At 64.7% G+C, this 17210-nt stretch carries 15 protein-coding genes; 8 read left to right on the top strand and 7 right to left on the bottom strand.

Features of this window, described 5'->3' with window-relative positions:
• Positions 1-256: 256 nt before the first annotated feature.
• From DT069_RS21800 to DT069_RS21790, 3 genes are all read left to right on the top strand, one after another.
• Positions 257-1465 (top strand): pyridoxal-phosphate-dependent aminotransferase family protein, encoded by a 1209-nt coding sequence (locus tag DT069_RS21800; protein WP_119462453.1) that lies wholly within the window; start codon positions 257-259, stop codon positions 1463-1465.
• Between the two features lie 148 nt (positions 1466-1613).
• On the top strand, positions 1614-1835 hold the full coding sequence (locus tag DT069_RS21795) for a hypothetical protein (protein WP_119462452.1): 222 nt from the start codon (positions 1614-1616) through the stop codon (positions 1833-1835).
• Positions 1836-1846: 11 nt separating this feature from the next.
• Positions 1847-2458, top strand: a complete 612-nt coding sequence (locus DT069_RS21790) for a glutathione S-transferase family protein (protein ID WP_119462451.1) — start codon at positions 1847-1849, stop codon at positions 2456-2458.
• An 11-nt stretch (positions 2459-2469) separates the two neighbouring features.
• Here DT069_RS21790 and DT069_RS21785 read toward each other — a convergent pair whose 3' ends face one another.
• Together DT069_RS21785 and DT069_RS21780 are read right to left on the bottom strand one after the other, a co-directional pair.
• Positions 2470-2841 carry a response regulator gene (locus DT069_RS21785; RefSeq protein WP_119462450.1) on the bottom strand — a complete coding sequence of 124 codons (372 nt, stop codon included), beginning with the start codon at positions 2839-2841 and terminating at the stop codon, positions 2470-2472.
• A gap of 163 nt (positions 2842-3004) precedes the next feature.
• On the bottom strand, positions 3005-4111 hold the full coding sequence (locus DT069_RS21780) for an ABC transporter substrate-binding protein (protein WP_119462449.1): 1107 nt from the start codon (positions 4109-4111) through the stop codon (positions 3005-3007).
• 278 nt (positions 4112-4389) lie between these two features.
• Here DT069_RS21780 and DT069_RS21775 point away from each other — a divergent pair, with 278 nt between their 5' ends.
• The 4 genes from DT069_RS21775 (at position 4390) to DT069_RS21760 (ending at position 10224) form a co-directional block, all read left to right on the top strand.
• Positions 4390-5418, top strand: coding sequence for an NAD(P)H-dependent flavin oxidoreductase (locus DT069_RS21775; protein ID WP_119462448.1), 1029 nt, complete (start codon positions 4390-4392; stop codon positions 5416-5418).
• 32 nt (positions 5419-5450) lie between these two features.
• Positions 5451-6065, top strand: a complete 615-nt coding sequence (locus DT069_RS21770; RefSeq protein WP_119462447.1) for a 5-formyltetrahydrofolate cyclo-ligase — start codon at positions 5451-5453, stop codon at positions 6063-6065.
• A gap of 444 nt (positions 6066-6509) precedes the next feature.
• Positions 6510-7163 (top strand): CDP-alcohol phosphatidyltransferase family protein, encoded by a 654-nt coding sequence (locus DT069_RS21765; protein WP_119462446.1) that lies wholly within the window; start codon positions 6510-6512, stop codon positions 7161-7163.
• A gap of 202 nt (positions 7164-7365) precedes the next feature.
• The gene (locus tag DT069_RS21760; RefSeq protein WP_119462445.1) at positions 7366-10224 is read left to right on the top strand and encodes a PAS domain-containing sensor histidine kinase; all 2859 of its coding nucleotides are present in this window, start codon (positions 7366-7368) and stop codon (positions 10222-10224) included.
• 18 nt (positions 10225-10242) lie between these two features.
• On the opposite strand, the gene DT069_RS21755 is transcribed toward DT069_RS21760, so the two are convergent.
• Both DT069_RS21755 and DT069_RS21750 read right to left on the bottom strand, forming a co-directional pair.
• A complete protein-coding gene (locus DT069_RS21755) occupies positions 10243-11325 on the bottom strand; it encodes an AI-2E family transporter (protein ID WP_119462444.1) in 1083 nt (360 codons plus the stop codon).
• 1084 nt (positions 11326-12409) lie between these two features.
• Complete coding sequence (locus tag DT069_RS21750) at positions 12410-12835, bottom strand: hypothetical protein (RefSeq protein WP_119462443.1); 426 nt, start codon at positions 12833-12835, stop codon at positions 12410-12412.
• Between the two features lie 297 nt (positions 12836-13132).
• Between DT069_RS21750 and DT069_RS21745 the strand changes: the two genes are divergently transcribed.
• Positions 13133-14941 carry a glycoside hydrolase family 15 protein gene (locus tag DT069_RS21745; protein ID WP_119462442.1) on the top strand — a complete coding sequence of 603 codons (1809 nt, stop codon included), beginning with the start codon at positions 13133-13135 and terminating at the stop codon, positions 14939-14941.
• 179 nt (positions 14942-15120) lie between these two features.
• Here DT069_RS21745 and DT069_RS21740 read toward each other — a convergent pair whose 3' ends face one another.
• The 3 genes from DT069_RS21740 to DT069_RS21730 form a co-directional block, all read right to left on the bottom strand.
• A complete protein-coding gene (locus tag DT069_RS21740; protein ID WP_119462441.1) occupies positions 15121-15606 on the bottom strand; it encodes a hypothetical protein in 486 nt (161 codons plus the stop codon).
• A gap of 1 nt (position 15607) precedes the next feature.
• Positions 15608-16252, bottom strand: coding sequence for a DUF5671 domain-containing protein (locus DT069_RS21735; protein ID WP_119462440.1), 645 nt, complete (start codon positions 16250-16252; stop codon positions 15608-15610).
• A 128-nt stretch (positions 16253-16380) separates the two neighbouring features.
• Positions 16381-16716 carry a hypothetical protein gene (locus DT069_RS21730; protein ID WP_162913349.1) on the bottom strand — a complete coding sequence of 112 codons (336 nt, stop codon included), beginning with the start codon at positions 16714-16716 and terminating at the stop codon, positions 16381-16383.
• Positions 16717-17210 lie beyond the last annotated feature (494 nt).

Genomic DNA, 17210 nt, shown 5'->3' with positions numbered 1-17210 from the left:
CGACAGGCTCAGGACGAGGATTCTACCAGGACCTCATGCTGAGCAAAGTCGAAGCATGGCACTTTGGCCGTTCAACATACTCATGCGTCATCATGTCGCAACAACGGCTTACGGCGTCCGTGAGGCTTGAGGCGGGCTGACCTCCCTGCCTAAACTGGTCGTTCACGCTCGAGCGGTTCGGGACAGGGTTCGCGCGCTCCGAGGCGTGACTTGCGAATAACTGGGAAATTCCTTGAACCAGCGGAGGAGAAGCGCTGTGCCGAACCAGAGTGGACGTCATTTCCTGCAGGTGCCCGGCCCGACCAATATTCCCGATCGGGTGTTGCGCGCCATCAGCGCCCCTGTCATCGACCATCGCGGACCCGAGCTGCAGAAGCTCGCTCTCGAGCTGCTCGAGCGGATCAAGCCGGTGTTCAAGACCAAGGGGCCTGTGGTGATCTTCCCGTCGTCGGGCACCGGCGGCTGGGAGGCTGCGCTGGTGAACACGCTGTCGCCCGGCGACAAGGTCCTGATGTTCAACACCGGAATGTTCGCCGCGCTCTGGTACGACATGGTTACCCGCTTCGGTCTCGAGGCCGAGTATGTCGACACCGACTGGCGCCGCGGCCCCGATCCGGAGATCGTCGAGGCCAAGCTGGCCGAGGACAAGGAGCACAAGATCAAGGCCGTGCTCGTCGTCCATAACGAAACCTCGAACGGCGTGCTGGCCCGGGTTGCGGAGATCCGCAAGGCGATCGACCGCGCGAAGCATCCGGCCCTCTTCATGGTCGATACCATCTCCTCGCTCGGCAGCAGCGACTTCCGGCAGGACGAATGGGGCGTGGACGTCGCGGTCGGCGGCTCGCAGAAGGGCCTTATGCTGCCGGCGGGCCTCAGCTTCAACGGCATCAGCGAGAAGGCGCTGAAGGCGGCGAAGACCGCGAAGCTGCCGAAATGCTACTGGGACTGGGACTGGATGTTCCAGAACAACAAGAACGGCTTCTTCCCCTACACGCCGGCGACGAACCTGTTCTATGGCCTGCGCGAAGCCCTCTCCATCCTGGAGGAGGAAGGACTCGACAACGTCTTCGCCCGCCACGACCGGCTGGCCGAAGCGACGCGCCGGGCCGTGCGCGCCTGGGGCCTCGAGATCGTCTGCGCCGAGCCGCGCGAATACAGTAGCTCGGTGACTGCCGTCTTCATGCCGCAGGGCCATTCGGCCGACGCGTTCCGGAAGAATGTGCTCGATAACTTCAACATGGCGCTGGGTTCCGGCCTCGGCCGGCTGGCCGACAAGGTGTTCCGCATCGGCCATCTCGCCAGCGTGAACGAACTGATGCTGGCCGGCACGCTCGGCGGCGTCGAGATGGGGCTGAAGCAGGCGGGAGTGCCGTACAAGAGCGGCGGCGTCCTGGCGGCGCTCGACTATCTCGCCGAGGCGACAGGAACTCCGGCGGCCAAGGCGGCCAAGAGCCAAGCGGCCTGAGCCGGTCCGCATGCTTCGGCTTCGCTCAGCAGGAGGGCCTCACCCTAAGCCTGTCGAAGGGTGAGGCCCGACTCGCGGGCTTTCGATATCGCGTATAGAATGGCGTCCCCAGCCGGGGACGCCATTCTTGTTTTCGCGGGAGGCGATCATGGACGAGCAGGAATTCGAGGCGGCGCTGTCGCTCCTCGTCGGGCAGATGGAGAACGAGGATGTCGACAGCCACGAGATATTCATGCGGCTAACCGCGATCCTTAACGGCATGAAAGCGCTCGGCATGCCGCTGCCGGCCGACCTCGTCGCGATGCAGGCGGAGATGGCCGAGGAGTTCGCGGTGCCGGACGAGGGCGAGGGGAGCGGGACGGTCGCGTAGAGGGGGATTGCTTGCTTACGCTGTACGATTACCTGCCGTCCGGCAACGGCTATAAGGTCCGGCTCCTGCTGTCGCAACTTGGGCGGCCCTTCGAGCTCGTCGAGAAGGACATCCTGAAGGGAGAGACGCGGACGCCGGAGTTCCTGGCGATCAACCCGAACGGCCGAATTCCGGTGCTGGTGCTGGAGGACGGCCGACGGCTCGCGGAGAGCGACGCGATCCTGTTCTATCTTGCCGAGGGCACGCCCTACCTGCCGGAGGACCGATTCGAGCGGGCCGAAGTGCTGCAATGGCTGTTCTTCGAGCAATACAGCCATGAGCCGAGCATCGCCGTCGCCCGATTCTGGATTCATTCGCTCGGCAAACGGACGGAATGGGCGGCGCGGCTGGAGGAGAAGTGGCAGCGCGGCCATCAGGCGCTCGCGGTGATGGAGCGTCATCTCGACGGCCGCCGGTTCTTCGTCGGCGAGCGCTACGGCATCGCCGATATCGCGCTTTATGCCTACACCCATGTTGCCGAGGAGGGTGAATTCGACCTCTCCGGCTATCCCCGAATCCGCGCCTGGCTCGACCGGGTCGCCGACCAGCCGGGCCATGTGATGATCACGCAAGGGGTGTTCTGACCGCGCCGGCCCTATGCAGTCGCCCACAGCCTGGTCGCCAGCCGTTTCAAATCCTCGAAGATGAATGGCTTCTCCAGGATCGGACAATCGAGGAAGCGGTCCGGCAGCGACTCGATGCCGTAGCCGGTCGCAAAGAGGACGGGGACCTGACGTGCAAGCAGGATGTCGGCCACCAGATAGGCCGGCTCGCCGTCTAGATTAACGTCGAGGATGGCACCATCGAGCTGCTCGGTCCGGGCCGCATCCAGGGCTTGCTCCAGTGTTCCGACCGGCCCGATCACCTCGCAGCCCAGCTGCTGGAGCAGTGCTTGCACCTCGAAGGCCAGAATTGCCTGATCCTCGACGATGAGAACGCGTCGTCCCGTCAAGGCTGGACGCGCCATGCACTCATTCTCCTTCAGCACACCCGATCAATCGGCGTCCGGTCGCCGCGTGCGGCAAGAGTAGTTCTGGTGATTCGCGGAATCCATCCCTCTCTTGCCGGCAACCCATCTGGAATAGAGGAATTGCCTCCAAGGAGTGTCCTATGGGCTCGGTTGCACCCGCTCAGATGCCGGCCTGGACCTGCTCGAGGGTTGCGATGTATTTCGCTTTGAGTTCCGGCTCGACCTCCTTGAGGAACACGCCCCGCTCGAACAGCGCTTCCGGCGAGGAAATCGCGAGCTCCTCCAGCCGTTCCGCCGGTACCCGTTCGAAGGCCTTGCGGTTCGAATGGCCGAGGCCGAACTCCTGTATCAGGATCTCGCCGGAGTCCGGCGAGGTCATCGAATCGATCAGGGCGTAGGCCGCATCGAGGCTGCCGGGCGGCTCGGAATGCAGCGCCAGACCGCAAACCCAGGTGAAGATGCCTTCCTTGGGATTCATGTAGTCGACCGGAACGCCTTGCTGCTTCAGCTCGACGACCGCGTCGTTCCAGGCATAAGCCGCGACCACTTCGCCGCTTGCCATCGCCTGCTGGACCTCGGTCTGCGAGGTCCAGTAGAAGCGCAGCAGGTCGCGCTGCTTCCTCATCAGCTCCTGAACCTCGGCGAGCTGCTCGTCGCTCAGCGACCAGGGGTTGTCGTAGCCGAGGACCAGCGCCGCGACGCCGACCGCCGCCGTCTCGCCGTCGAACATGGCGAGCCGGCCCTTATATTCAGGATCGTAAAGGATCTCCCAGGAGTTCTCCTCCTGGTACTTCTCCCCGACGATGTCGGTGCGGTAGACCACCGAGGCGTTGCCCCAGTCGAACGGAACGAGATAGTGCTGGCCGTCGAACACGGTGCCCTCGACGGTGGTCAGGCGGTCGAACAGGTCTCCCCAATGCGCCAGCCGGCCGGTGTCGACCGGCTGGATCACGTCGGCGTCGCGCCAGCGCGAAACGCTGTAGGTGCAGGGATGCAGCACGTCGGCGGCGAATCCCGCCCGCAGCTTCTGCAGCGCCTCCTCTTCCTGGCCGAAAATGGTGATGGCCGGGGGGCCGCCATAGGTGTCGGCATAGGCCGCAAACAGGTCCGGCCGGTCATAGCCGGCCCAGGTGAACAGGGTCGCCCCGTTCTCCGCCCGCGCCGGCCGCCGCAGCAACGGCATCGCCACGAGGCTCAAGCCGGCGGCCGCCAGCGCGTTGCTAAAGGCACGACGATCTATCCTGTCGAGCATGCGTGTTACGTGCATCTCCCACCTCCTTGTTTGTCGGAGTCGTCTGCTAGAGCCATCCGGCCGGAGCGACTATCCGTGCATGCTCCCCCGTCGGGAGGAGCGCGCTCGCTTTGACAAGCGAACCGCGCTCGGAGTGGAATGGTTCCAGGCATGGCCTGTTGCCGCGCCTGCTCAAGTTCCGCGAGTCGGCTCCTCTTCGTTCCTGCTCCTTCGACATGGTCGGGGTGACGAGGAGGCCGAGTCCTCATGTTGAGCCTGTCGAAGCATGAACCTGTCGAAATGTGAGGGCCGAGATGCCGATTGATTCTCCGATCCGAACCGCCGCCTGTGATCTCCTTGGCTGCGACTATCCGATCATGCTGGCGGGCATGGGCGGGGTCTCGCGATCGGAGTTGGTCGCTGCCGTCGTCGCTGCCGGCGGGTACGGGCTGCTCGGCATGGTTCGGGAATCGCCGGACCTGATCCGGCGCGAGATCGCGGCGGTGCGGGCGCGGACAGACCGGCCGTTCGGCGTCAATCTGATTCCCTATGGTACCGACCCGGCCTTGCTCGAGGCGGAGCTCCTTGCCTGTTTCGAGGCGCGGGTCCATTCCGTCTGCTTCTTCTGGGAGGTGCGGCCGGACCTGATCGCCCGCGCTCGCGAGGCAGGCTGTCGGGTGCTGTATCAGGTAGGCAATCTGGCAGATGCGCGTGCGGCGGAGCAGGCTGGCGCCGACATCGTCATTTGCCAGGGCGTCGAGGCGGGCGGCCATGTGCATGGCGGTGTCGCCTCGCTGGCCTTGCTGCCGCAGGTGACCAACGCCCTGTCCATTCCCGTTCTCGGCTCCGGCGGGTTCGCCTCGGGCGCCGGCCTCGTCGCTGCGCTGGCGCTGGGCGCCCAGGGGATTCATTGCGGCACGATGTTCCTGGCGACCGATGAATCCTTCGCGCACGACTTTCACAAGCGCCGTGTCGTCGAGGCTGGCTCCGACGAAACGGTCTATTCCGATGTTTTCGCGATCAATTGGCCGCCGCGCTCGCCGGTGCGCACGCTGCGCAACAGCGTGACGGACGCCTATCGCGACGATCTTCTAGGGCACGGGCCGGACGACTTCCCACGCGAGCCCGTGGCCGAGGAGGAGGGGCGGCCGGTCTATCGCTTCAGCACCGATTCGCCGTTGCGCAGCATGACCGGCGATTTTGAGGCGCTGGCTCCCTTCGCCGGCCAGAGCTGCGGGCTGGTCAATGCGGTCCGGCCGGCCGGCGACGTCGTGCGCCGGATGGTCGCCGAGGCGGAAGCGACCGTCGCGCGGCTGTGCGGTAGGGCGGACGGACGGGCTTGAAACCCGCCCGTCGATCAAGAAAGGACGATTTCATGGAAAGCTGGGACGAAATTCGCCGTTGGCGCAAGACCGAGCGCGCCGTCATGATCGAGCGCCGCCTCGCCGCATCGCGCGAGGACCGCGCCCGCTGGAACGAAGCGATCGCCGCAACGATCGCGCAACGGCTTCCCCAGTTCCGGCAGATGCTGGTCGGCTTCTATTGGCCGTTCAAGGGTGAATTCGATGCGCGGCCGCTGGCGCGCGCACTGCTCAAGGAGGGCGCGCGCTTCGCGCTGCCGGTCGTGGTCGAGAAGGCGGCGCCGCTCATTTTCCGGGAATGGTGGCCGGGAAAGACGCTGACGCCGGGTGTCTGGAACATCCCGGTACCGGCGGAGGGAGAGCCGGTGACGCCCGAAGCGCTGTTGGTGCCGCTGGTCGGCTTCGACCAGCAGGGCTATCGGCTGGGTTATGGCGGCGGCTTCTATGATCGCACGCTGGCCGCGATCATGGCCCGAACCGGCAGCAAGCCGTTGACTGTCGGCGTCGGATTCGAGCTGTCGCAAATGGCGACGATCCATCCGCAGCCCGTCGACATCCCGATGGATCTGATCATCACCGAGGCGCGGTTCGATGAGGTCCGGCCCGAAGGCCTGCTGCCGCTGACCTAGGGCCTGATCCGATCACATCGAAGCGATATGATCGGTGAATCAGCCTCTAATCATTTGAATGAAAGAACGACTCACCGATCAGGTTGCCCCAACCTGATCGGATCGTGCTCTAGGGCGACGGGCGCCTTTGACGCGTCCGGCCCGGGTCGGCTACGCCGCCTCGAATTGCAGACGATTCGCCCGCGGAGGGAACTTCGGGGCGCCGGCGGGCTTCCACTTCCTAGGGATGGCTATGAAGGAGGAGGCAGCGGGGCCTCCCGCCCTTATGGCGCCCTGACCGTCATTGCGGCTGATCGTCCGGTATCAAGCATTCGAAGGACGCTCTGACGGCTATTGTGGCGATTTACCGGAACTTTCTTGTCGGGCCGGGGGTTTCCTTTTGACCATCTCATAACTAGACTTTAGGAACATGATCTTCTCTCGCTTTGTTAGCGGGCGGCGGAAATGGCGAATCTGATCACGACGATCCGGTTTGCGCTTCTGTTTGTTCTGGTCGCATCGGCATACTTTGCCGCTGCGAAGTGGCAGCTGCTGAATGCGCCGCTGCTGCTGCTGATCATCGCGCTCGACGGCGTCGATGGCTATGTGGCGCGGCGCCGCGGCGAGGCCTCGGCGTTCGGGGCCATCTTCGATATCGCAGTTGACCGTGTCGTCGAGAACGTGCTCTGGGTGGTGCTCGCGCATCTCGATCTGGTACCGGTCTGGGTGGCGATCGTCTTCATCACGCGCGGGTCGATCGTCGATTCGATCCGCTATGCCGCGATCTCCGGCGGCAAAACCGCCTTCGGCATGATGCAGTCCCCGCTCGGCCGGTTCTTGGTCGCTGGGCGTTTCATGCGCGGGTCCTACGGCGCCGTGAAGGCTGTCACCTTCGGCTGGATCTTCCTGGTTCAACCCTGGCCGCGGCTCGATCCGGAGCTGTGGGCCGCGTGGTCGCTGCCGATCGAGACGGTGACAATGACTCTCGTCTATGCCTCGACGGCGATCTGCGTCATTCGCGGCGTGCCGGTCATTGCCGAGTTCCTGATGACCTCGGACGTCATTCGGAAGCCGCTGCGTCGACGTCCGAAACGTGCCGGCTACAACTTCCCCGTCTAGTGTGATGCTTCCAACGCTTGGTTCCCAAGCGTTGCGATCAGACCACTAGTTGATGCTTCCAACATTTGATTACCAAGCGCTGGGGGCGGCGGCGGGAACGACGTGCCGCGGAATTGTTTCGGTACGGCGCCATTTGGCGATAAGATGACAGTTCGACCATGTTCGTGATTTCTCCCGCGCCCTGCAGACGCGTGACCGGACGATGGCAAACGGCGGAACGGCATTCAGAGACCGAACGCTTTCGATCGCCGCGACAGCGGTCGAGGATCCGTACGCCGACCTCTTGTCCTCCATCTCGATCGGTTATGCCGTCCTTGATGGCGATTTGTGCCTAGTCCAAGCGAACGAGCGCTTTGCCGACATGATCGGTCAGCCGCAAGGCGTGATCATCGGTCAGAGAGTGCAAGACAGTCTTCCGCCGGACTGCGCGGACGAGCTGCTGCCGATCCTGGAGACGGTGCTCGATACTGGAGAGGCGATCGACAACGCGGCAGTGACCGGCGAGGGGCCGGGACTCGGGCGCCGGCCGCTCTGCTGGTACGTGGCCGCGCATCCTGTCCGGTTCGGCCGGGCGGTCGTCGGCGTCGGCGTGGCGATCAGTATTCTCACCGACCGCGATCAGCTGCAGGCCGAGCTTCGGGACAGCGAGCGTAAGCTCTTATCCCTTGCCGACGCCTTTCCGGCCAATATCGCGATCCTGGACGAGACCGGCAGGATCGTCTCCTGCAACAGGCATTGGCGGAACTTTGCCGTTGCGAACGATCTAGGCATCCCGAACTTCGGAGTTGGCGCCAACTACATCGAATTCTGCGATGCGGCGAGGGGCGTCGAGACCGATGATGCGCAGGCGATGGCAAGGGCGCTGCGTGCGGTACTGTCGGGCGGAAGCGAGTGGGAGTGCGTCGAGTATCCATATGATTCGCCGACGAGACGGGCGTGGTATCTGGCCGTGATCGCCCCCCTGTCCGAGCGCCGGCTTGGCAGCGTCGCCGTCATGCATTTCGACATCACCGCCCGCCGCGAGACCGAAGAGGCCCTGCGACGGGCACATGGCGAACTCGAGCTCCGGGTCGACGAGCGGACGGGCGAATTGCAGCGGGAAGTCGCCCAGCGTCGACAGGCGGAGGAGGCCCTGGCGCGCAAGGCCGCCGAACTCGAGGTACTGATGGAGGCCGCGCCCGCATTCATCCTAATCGCGCATGACCCGGCCTGCGAGCGGATCACGGGCAATCGTGCGGCGTACGAGATTCTTCGTCTGCCGCGCGGAACCAATCTTTCCAAAACCGCGCCGGACGGCGGGCCGGACAACTTCCGCATTCTTCAGGGCGGCGTCGAAATCCCGCATGACCAGCTGCCGCTCCAGATGGCGGCGCGGGGACTCGAGATCCAGGATTGGGAAGAGGAGATTCAAGTGGACGGGGGCGATGTCAGAATTTTTCTCGGCAACGCCAAGCCGCTCCTCGACGAACAGGGACGCATAAGCGGCGCAATCGCCGTCTATGTCGACATTTCGGATCGGAAGGTGACGGAGGGGGCGCTGCGCATCAGCGAAGAACGCTACCGCAGGGTCGTCGAGGACCAGACCGAGCTGGTCTGCCGCTTTCTTCCGGATACAACGATCGTCTTCGCCAACGCCTCCTGCGCCGCCTATCTGGGCTTTGCGCCGGACGAGCTACTCGGCCGAAAGGTAGCCGAGCTCATCGCGCCGAGCAGGCGGCCCGAGTTTCTTGCCGATCTGGCGTCCCTCAGTCCGCAGGAGCCGGTGCGTCGAAAGGAGGGGGCGTGGGAAAGCCCCTCGGGCGAAGCCTGCTGGCATATCTGGACGACGCGCGCCTTCTTCGATGAGACGAACACGCCCGTCGAGTTCCAGGCCGTCGGGACCGATATCACCGAGCTCAAGAGAGCAGAGGAGGCGCTTGCCTTGGCCAAGGCGCAGGCTGAGCAGGCGAATCTTTCGAAATCGCGGTTCCTGGCGGCCGCAAGCCACGATCTTCGCCAGCCGCTGCAGACCATCGGCGCAGTCTGGGGCTCCCTGTCGAAACTGGTCGGGGACGAAGACGGACGACGCTGCGTGAAGGCGCTTGGAGAAGCGCACGGATCGATGGTCACCCTGCTGAACACGCTGCTGGACATCAACCAGCTCGAAGTCGGGGTGACCACGCCGCAGATCGCGAACTTCCCTGTGATGACCTTGCTGGACAGGCTGCTTGTCGATGCCGAGCCGATCGCGCGGGCGAAGGGGCTTGATCTGCGGGTTGTCCGCTCCAGTGCCTGCGTGCGCAGCGACTTCGGCTTGTTGAAACAGATCGTTCAGAACCTGATCGTCAACGCCCTCAAATACACGAATGACGGCAAGGTCCTGTTCGGCTGTCGACAGCGCGGCCAGCAGCTTCGGATCGAGGTTTGGGACACTGGGATCGGAATGGCCGAGGATCAGCTCGTCCGGATCTTCGAGGAATTCTACCAGATCGACAATGTCGCGCGTGAGCGGAAGAAGGGCCTTGGGCTGGGCCTGTCGATCGCGAAGCGGATGGCGGATCTTCTGGGATATGCCGTCGAGGTCCGTTCGCAGCCGGGCAAGGGTTCCGTTTTCTCGCTGCTGGTTCCGCTCGGCAGCGCCGAGGTCAAGCAGGACGTGGCCGCTGCGCCGGCATCGGACGATCAGGGTGATTGGAGCGGCGCCCGGCTTCTCGTGATCGACGACGATCCGGCGGTCCTTGAGTCCCTTGCCGCCTTCCTGCGGGTTGAGGCGTTCGAAGTGCTGACCTCGACCGGGCTGGCCGGGGCCGCGAAAGAGATCGCGGCGGCCGGACGGCCCCCGGATCTCGTCATCGCCGATTACAGGCTGTCGGCGGAGAATACCGGCGTGCAGGCGGTTCGGAGCGTTCGCGAGAGCATCGGCCGCGGGATCCCCGGCATCATCCTGACGGGCGACGTGTCGCGCAGCCTGCTGCGGGAGATCAAGGACGCCGGCTGCCGGCTTCTGCACAAGCCCGGCGACCCAGACGAGATGGTCGCGTTGATCCGATCCATGCTGCGGCAAGGCCCGTCGTCGTCTTGATCACCAGCCACCTCCGGCTCACCCGTGCTCCGTTCCGAGCAGCGCGCTGACCGGTGCAAGGGCCGGGCGGCCGTCGCAAATGATCTTGAGGCTCACGAGAATCGGCACCGCCAGGATCGCGCCCATGACGCCCCAGAGAGACCCCCAGAACAGGATAAACACGAAGACGGCAATGGGATTCAGCGTCAGGCGTCGGCCGATGATCCAAGGAGTCGTGAAGTGCCCCTCGATGGTTTCGATCAGCGCGAAGGCGATCATCGGCAGAAGGATGCGGGCCCAATCGTCGAAGGTCAGGAGCGAGACGGTGCTGATGACCAGGAACATCAGGAAGGGGCCGAGATACGGAATATAGCCGAGAAAGCCGGACAGGGCGCCCCACAGCACCGGATTCGGCAGGCCGAGCACGGCCATGACGATCCCGGTGATGGTGCCGAGCGCAATATTGATCAGCGTCAGCGTCTGCAGATAGGCGGCGAGCTGCGCTTGGAGCCTGCGGCATAGATCGCGGGCATAGACCTGACGCGACTTGGATGACAGGGCTTCGAACATCCGTTCGACGGTGCGCCGGCCGAGGGCGAGAAGAAAATACATGATGAACAGCGTGACGATGGTGCTCGCCGCCGTGGACCAGGTCAGGGCGAAGATCTGTCCGGCGAGCGACGGCTCCCGGCGGACCACCGCATCGGGCTGTGCGCCGTCTAGGTCCGTCATCTCCTCGACGTCTTTCGCCGCCTCCTGCGCGTCCTCGACGGCCCGGCGCAGAGACCAGGTTTTTGTCCGCAGCTCCTCGATGATCTGCGGGCTGCGATTGATCCAGTCGGCTGCCGGTTCGGCAAGACCGTATAGCCCGGCGCCGATCAGCGCGAAGACGAGAAACAGCGTGATCGCCGCGCCGATACCTTCCGGAATTCCGATCAAACGGAGCCATCGCACGACGGGATAGACGATGATCGCGAGGAACAGGGCGACGAAGAACGGCAGCAGGATGCTGGACGCGAAATAAAGCGTGAAGAGAAGGGCTAGCACCCAAAGCCCGACGACGCCGATCTGAACGGCGCTCATCGAGGTCGACGCGGCAGGGTCCTCCAGCTTGTCCATCATATCCCCTTCATAAGGGGCCAACGATGACGGCCCCGTCTTGACCAACGCGCCGGCCAGGAAAAAGCTCCCTCCGCCGGAGGGCTTCGGCCGAGTAAATGCCGTTTGATGCGGAAGAAGAAGCTGTGCCAGGGCGCAAATGCCGGTGGACCGGGAACTCGTCGGCGCCTTCGGGGGTTATCTGCCAAGAAACGAGTCAGAAGCACCTCGCAAGAACTTCTTCGAGTCTCGTATCGGCGGACAGTAACCGACCTGGGAACCGCCCGGGACCTTCTGGAATTCATGCCGCATTGTCGAAACCGATCGGTTGGCTTTGGCGAGAGAAAAGGCGCAGATGAAGAACTGGTCCGAATCACCCGTTCACCCAATGCAGGCCGGCACGCCACAATCATCCCGGCGTGCCTTGCGGTCGGTGGCCGGCGCAACGCTCCTCCTCCTTGGCGGATGTGCCTTCTTCGAACCAAGAACCCAGGTCGTCGATTGCTGGGTGGTCGAGCCGGCGCAGTTAGCGGCGTTGGCGGACGAAGGGCAGTGCCTCGACGCATTCGCGCGCTACGTTGAGGAGGTCGAGCCTGCCGTCGGACCGATCGCAGCCGAATTCTCGGCAGGTCCTGGCGATGGCCCCTCAGGTCGGGCGGCTGCGTCCGGCGACGACGGTGGCGCATCGTCCAATGGTGGCGCCCGTGGAAGCGCGGGCGGAGGTGCCGGCCCTGACTCCGGCGGTGATACCGGATCCGGAGGTGGCGATACCGGTGCTGGCGATAGCGCTGGCAACGGCGCTGGCGGCAATGCCGGCGATAGTGCAGGTTCAGGGGCGGACAGTAACGGAGATAAAGGCGCAGGGTCCGATCACGGGAGCAAGGCGAACGGCGCCGCAAGCAAAGCGGGGGACAAGGCCAAGAATGCCGGTGCCAAGGCAAAGAGCAAGGTCGGCAAGGCTTTAGGCAAGGCGGGCAGGGCGATTGGCAAGGCCGTCGGCGAGGCAAGGGGGGCCGGGAGCAAAGCCGGAGGGGGCGCAGCCCGCGGGCGCTGACGATCCGGCCGGTTTACAGCGTGAGACCCCGAGTCTGCTGCGCAGATGGGTTGGTCATTCGGCCGCCGCGGCCCAGGGCTGGAGGCGATCAAGCTTCGCTTGCGCATCGGCAACCTTCGCGGTCCAGATCCGCACGGACTCCTTGTTGTGCTGGACCGCGTCTCGTGCGAAGGCGATTTGGCGCGCACGGTCTGCCGACTCAGGCCGCCGCAGCACGGCGCGGAGCTGCCGGACCGAGATGCGGAGCCACCGAAGATGCTCGGCGCGGACACATCGAAAGCGGAGCAGATCGGCGCGCAGCAGACCCTGCGGGTTATCCCGTTCCCATCGGCGACGCGCAGCGATCTCGTCGAGATCGCGCTCGCCGAGATCGCGCTCGAATGGGCCGTCATGGCGACGTTCGACGCGCGCGGTGTCATGGAGCAGCTCCGAGTCCGAGCGCGGTGAACGGTCCGGGAAGCTGTTGGAGACGTCGCTCATCTTCGATCTCCGGGGCTGATGCCCAAGCGGCCGATCTTGCGGTCTGTGCTGATATCGATGCGGCGTGGGCTGTAAGCCACGGTCCAGGCGCGACGGGCGCCGACAAACTTAGAAAATGCCGCTTCGGAAGAGATAGGAAATCGCAAGCGGCATTCAATGCAGTGGTGACGGATCGTGGCGGCGGGCGTCATCATTTGTCCTCGGCCTGCCTATCTGGTTAGTCTCGTCCCCCATGCCGCGACGGAACCGTCCCGCGGGGCGTGACCAAATGAACTGCTATGAGGAGGGAGCGTATCCATGCCCTCGCGGATCGAGGACTACGCGCTGATCGGTGATTGCGAAACGGCCGCGCTGGTGGCGCGCGATGGCTCGATCGACTGGCTTTGCTGGCCGCGCTTCGATTCAGGCGCTTGCTTCGCCGCGCTCCTCGGCGGTCCCGAACATGGGCGCTGGCGTCTGGCGCCGTCCGGCGCCGTCCGGCGGACGACCCGGCGCTATCGCGACGGCACGTTGATCCTGGAGACCGAATTCGAGACGGATGAGGGCGCGGTCACCCTGATCGACTTCATGCCGCTGCGCGGGGTCGCATCGGACCTGGTGCGAATGGTCGTCGGCCGGCGCGGTCAAGTCTCCATGCGCATGGAGTTGGTTGCGCGCTTCGATTATGGCGCGCTGGTCCCCTGGGTTTCGCGGCTCGAGGACGGCTCGCTTCGCGCTATCGCCGGGCCCGACATGCTGATCCTGCGGACCACCGTGCCCACGCATGGCGAGGGTCTCACGACGGTAGCCGACTTCACGGTGTCGGATGGAGAGACGGCCTGCTTCGTGCTCACCTATGCGCGGTCGCATCAGCTCCCACCCACACGCCTCGATCCGGAGCGCGCCCTCGCCGACACCGAGCGGTTCTGGCGCGACTGGTCGAGCCGGTGCAACCCGACGCGCGAATGGTCGGATGCGGTCACGCGCTCGCTGATCACGCTGAAGGCGCTCACCTCGCGGCCGACCGGCGGCATCGTCGCGGCGCCGACCACGTCGCTGCCCGAGCAGATCGGCGGAACGCGCAACTGGGATTACCGATTCTGTTGGCTGCGCGACACGACCTTCACGCTGATGGCCCTGATGGATGCCGGCTACTACGACGAGGCGCAGGCCTGGCGCGACTGGCTGCTCCGCGCTGTCGCCGGCAGCCCGTCGCAGATCCAGATCATGTATGGCCTCGCCGGCGAGCGACGCCTGACGGAGTTGGAGATCCCGTGGCTGCCGGGCTACGAGCAGTCGGCGCCGGTGCGGGTCGGCAACGCCGCTTCCACCCAGCTTCAGCTCGACGTCTTCGGAGAGGTGATGGACGCGCTGCATCAGGGGCGGCGCGGCGGCCTAGCGGAAAACAAGGTCATTTGGCAGCTCGAGCGCGCGCTGGTCGGTTATCTCGAGACGATCTGGGATCAGCCGGACGAAGGCATCTGGGAGGTGCGCGGCCCCCGGCGCCACTTCACCCACTCGAAGGTCATGGCATGGGTGGCGCTCGACCGCGCGGTCCGTAGCATCGAGGAGTTCGGACTGGAGGCCGCGGGTCGGCTCGACCGGTGGCGCGCCTTGCGCCAGCAGATCCATGACGAGGTCTGTCGCGAGGGGTTCGATTCCGAGCGGGGCACGTTCGTGCAGTCCTACGGGTCGAAGCAACTCGACGCCAGCCTTCTCCTGCTCCCGCTGGTCGGATTCCTGCCGCCGGACGATCCGCGGGTGCGCGGCACGGTCGAGGCGATCGAGCGCGACTTGATGATCGACGGCTTCGTGCTGCGCTACAACACCGCCAGTTCGGTCGACGGGTTGCCGGCGGGCGAGGGCGCATTCCTCGCCTGCAGCTTCTGGCTTGCCGACAATTTCGTGCTGCTCGGCCGGCGGGAGGAGGCGCGCCGCCTGTTCGAACGCCTGCTGGCGCTGCAGAACGACGTCGGCCTCCTGGCCGAGGAGTACGACCCGCACAGCCGGCGCATGCTGGGAAACTTCCCGCAGGCGTTCTCGCACGTGGCTCTCGTGAATACCGCCCGCAACCTGACCTATGTCGCCGGGCCAGCCGAGCATCGGGCACATCCGGAAGCCGATTAGAGCAGGATGGGACGAAATCGTCGGTCGAGGCGTTTATTCCTTTGTCAGGGCTTTGCGTGTGCCCCCGAAGGATGCTCCGGAAACCCGGAACTCCTTGAAGCGCGGACCCTGGTATATCCTCTTGGTCAACACTGCCCCGCTTCGGCGGGGCCTCTTTTTTCAGGCGTTGTCTCGGGTTTTCAGGGATCGAGGCTGATTTCGGTCGCCGCAACCGTGAAGCACTGCTCGCCGGCCTCATGCGTCCAGGTCCGCGCGACATCGTCCGCGCGGCGTGGCGCGGCTGCGGGATCTTGCGGGGAGGGCTCGGCAAAGGTCGCACAAAGCTCGAAGGTCGAGGCCGAGAGGACGCGATAGCGATAGGGCGCGTCCGTTTCGGGATCGGCCATGCCGGCCGGTCTGCAGCGCCCATCGATCGGCCGCTCGTTGGAAAGCTGCTCCATCTGCGAAGCGAGGGAGTCGAGGTCGGACGGCAGCGTGCCCCGTAATGTCCAGTAGCAATCGATCGCATGCGCTAAGACGTCCAGATCCTGGACCCGCCGCGCATCGATCCGGCGCCCTCGTTCGGTCTCCGGGCTTCCGATCAGGAAAAGGCCTGACGCCACGGCGGCCAGCACCGTGATCGTCGCGGCGACGGCGAGGCTCACGCCAAGCTGAGGGCGTGCCATGCTAAGCCTCCCGCTCGTCCCGCGCGGCGGAGTGCAGATAATAAAGGAAGATCGTGCCGGCGATCACACCTACGGTCAGGATCTTGAGCGACACGCGGACCGTGAGATCGCCGCTCAGGAAGCCGTAGATAAGGACGACAAGATCGCCGATCACCGTGACCGCTGCGATGAACAGCGTCAGGTACGTCAACCATCTGCGCACGCGCGAGGCGCGCTTTCCCGGCTCCTTCTTCGTTTCTCGCGCGATTCTCCGGGCGACGAGAAGGTAGACCGGGAAGGCGACGAGCAGCGTCGCGATCGACCAGCGGATCCGGTCGGCGGCCGAAGCCACGACCCAGTCGGCGGCAACAGGGTCCGGAATGACGCTGTCGATGATGCCGAACAGCAGGGCGCCGAGGCGATAGGCGCTCATGCCGAGCGCCGAGAATAGCAGGAGATAGAGAAACGCCTCCCGTGCCGACAGGGAGGGGCGCGGTCGCGGCACCGGGATCGGGAACTCCAGATCCGCATAGGCCGCCAGGGCCGCACGCACAGGCTCCGGCGGCCATCCGGCCTCAAGGAGGACGCGCTCGATCTCCGCGCGCGGTGTGCGCCGCGCGAGCGCCTCCTTGACGAAGTCCCCCAGCTCCCTGCCGACCGTTGCCATGAGTCCCCCTGCAGTCCGTTCCCCGAAGATCCGGTTATCGCCCTGAAGGCGACCGGAATCCATCACTGAAATTGGGGCCGTCGGACTGAGAGGTGGCCGATCGTGACCAGCTCCGCGAGGCGCTCAGCTCAATCGTCGTAATAGGACTCGTCCTGCGGTTGGCCCGTCCCGCCCTGGAACAGGTTGTTCAATAGCTCGCAGGCTTCGGCATTGCCCATGTCGCAGAGGTCGCGGAGCTGCGCCTCATAATATTGCTGCTCATTCAGCTCGGGCGTGAGCGCCTGCGCGTCATCGGGCGGCATCTCTTCCAGCGTGCGCTCGGCGCCGTCGAGACTGGAGCCCGCCCCAGGGTCTGGAACGGACTCCTGAGTTAAGCTCTGAGCCGAGATCGGGCTCACCGCGCCGGCGAGCGCCGCCGCGACCAGGAGCGAGGCAAAAATCTTGAAGCGGAAAAGAAGGATCATCGGCGGCATCCGTTCCGGCTAAAACTCCAAGATATCAGATAACTGCGAGTCGTCGAACGGCAAGATTGCCGCGACCGACGTCGGTGCAGCGCCGTCCCCGTCCGACGCCGATCCGAAGTGCATTCAACTGCATGGATTTATCGAAGGGAATGGTGCCCGCTACAGGATTCGAACCCGTGCCCCCCCCCCGATTACAAGTCAGGTGCAGATTCGATAAACCAAATCAATTTCGATAATCGGAAATGGTAATGCAATGAAAGCAAAGGCTTATCTGAAATACGAATCCATCCGATAGCATCAGACGCCAGCCGTCTGCTACCGATACGCTCCCACTAGGCGCTGATAACACGAGGGGGCGGAACGAGCGGGGCGCTGCCGACCGATGGGATTCTGCAGATCGGCTCGACGACCGAGATCAGGGCTAACGCCATCATCGTGATCGATTCCGATTGGTACGAGCAGGTAGTTGACTCCGGCGCAGCCTTGCGGGCGCC

The sequence above is a fragment of the Virgifigura deserti genome (assembly GCA_003576685.1).
In the GTDB taxonomy this organism is placed as follows: Bacteria; Pseudomonadota; Alphaproteobacteria; order Dongiales; family Dongiaceae; genus Virgifigura; species Virgifigura deserti.
This window is presented reverse-complemented; position numbering and strand designations above follow the sequence as displayed.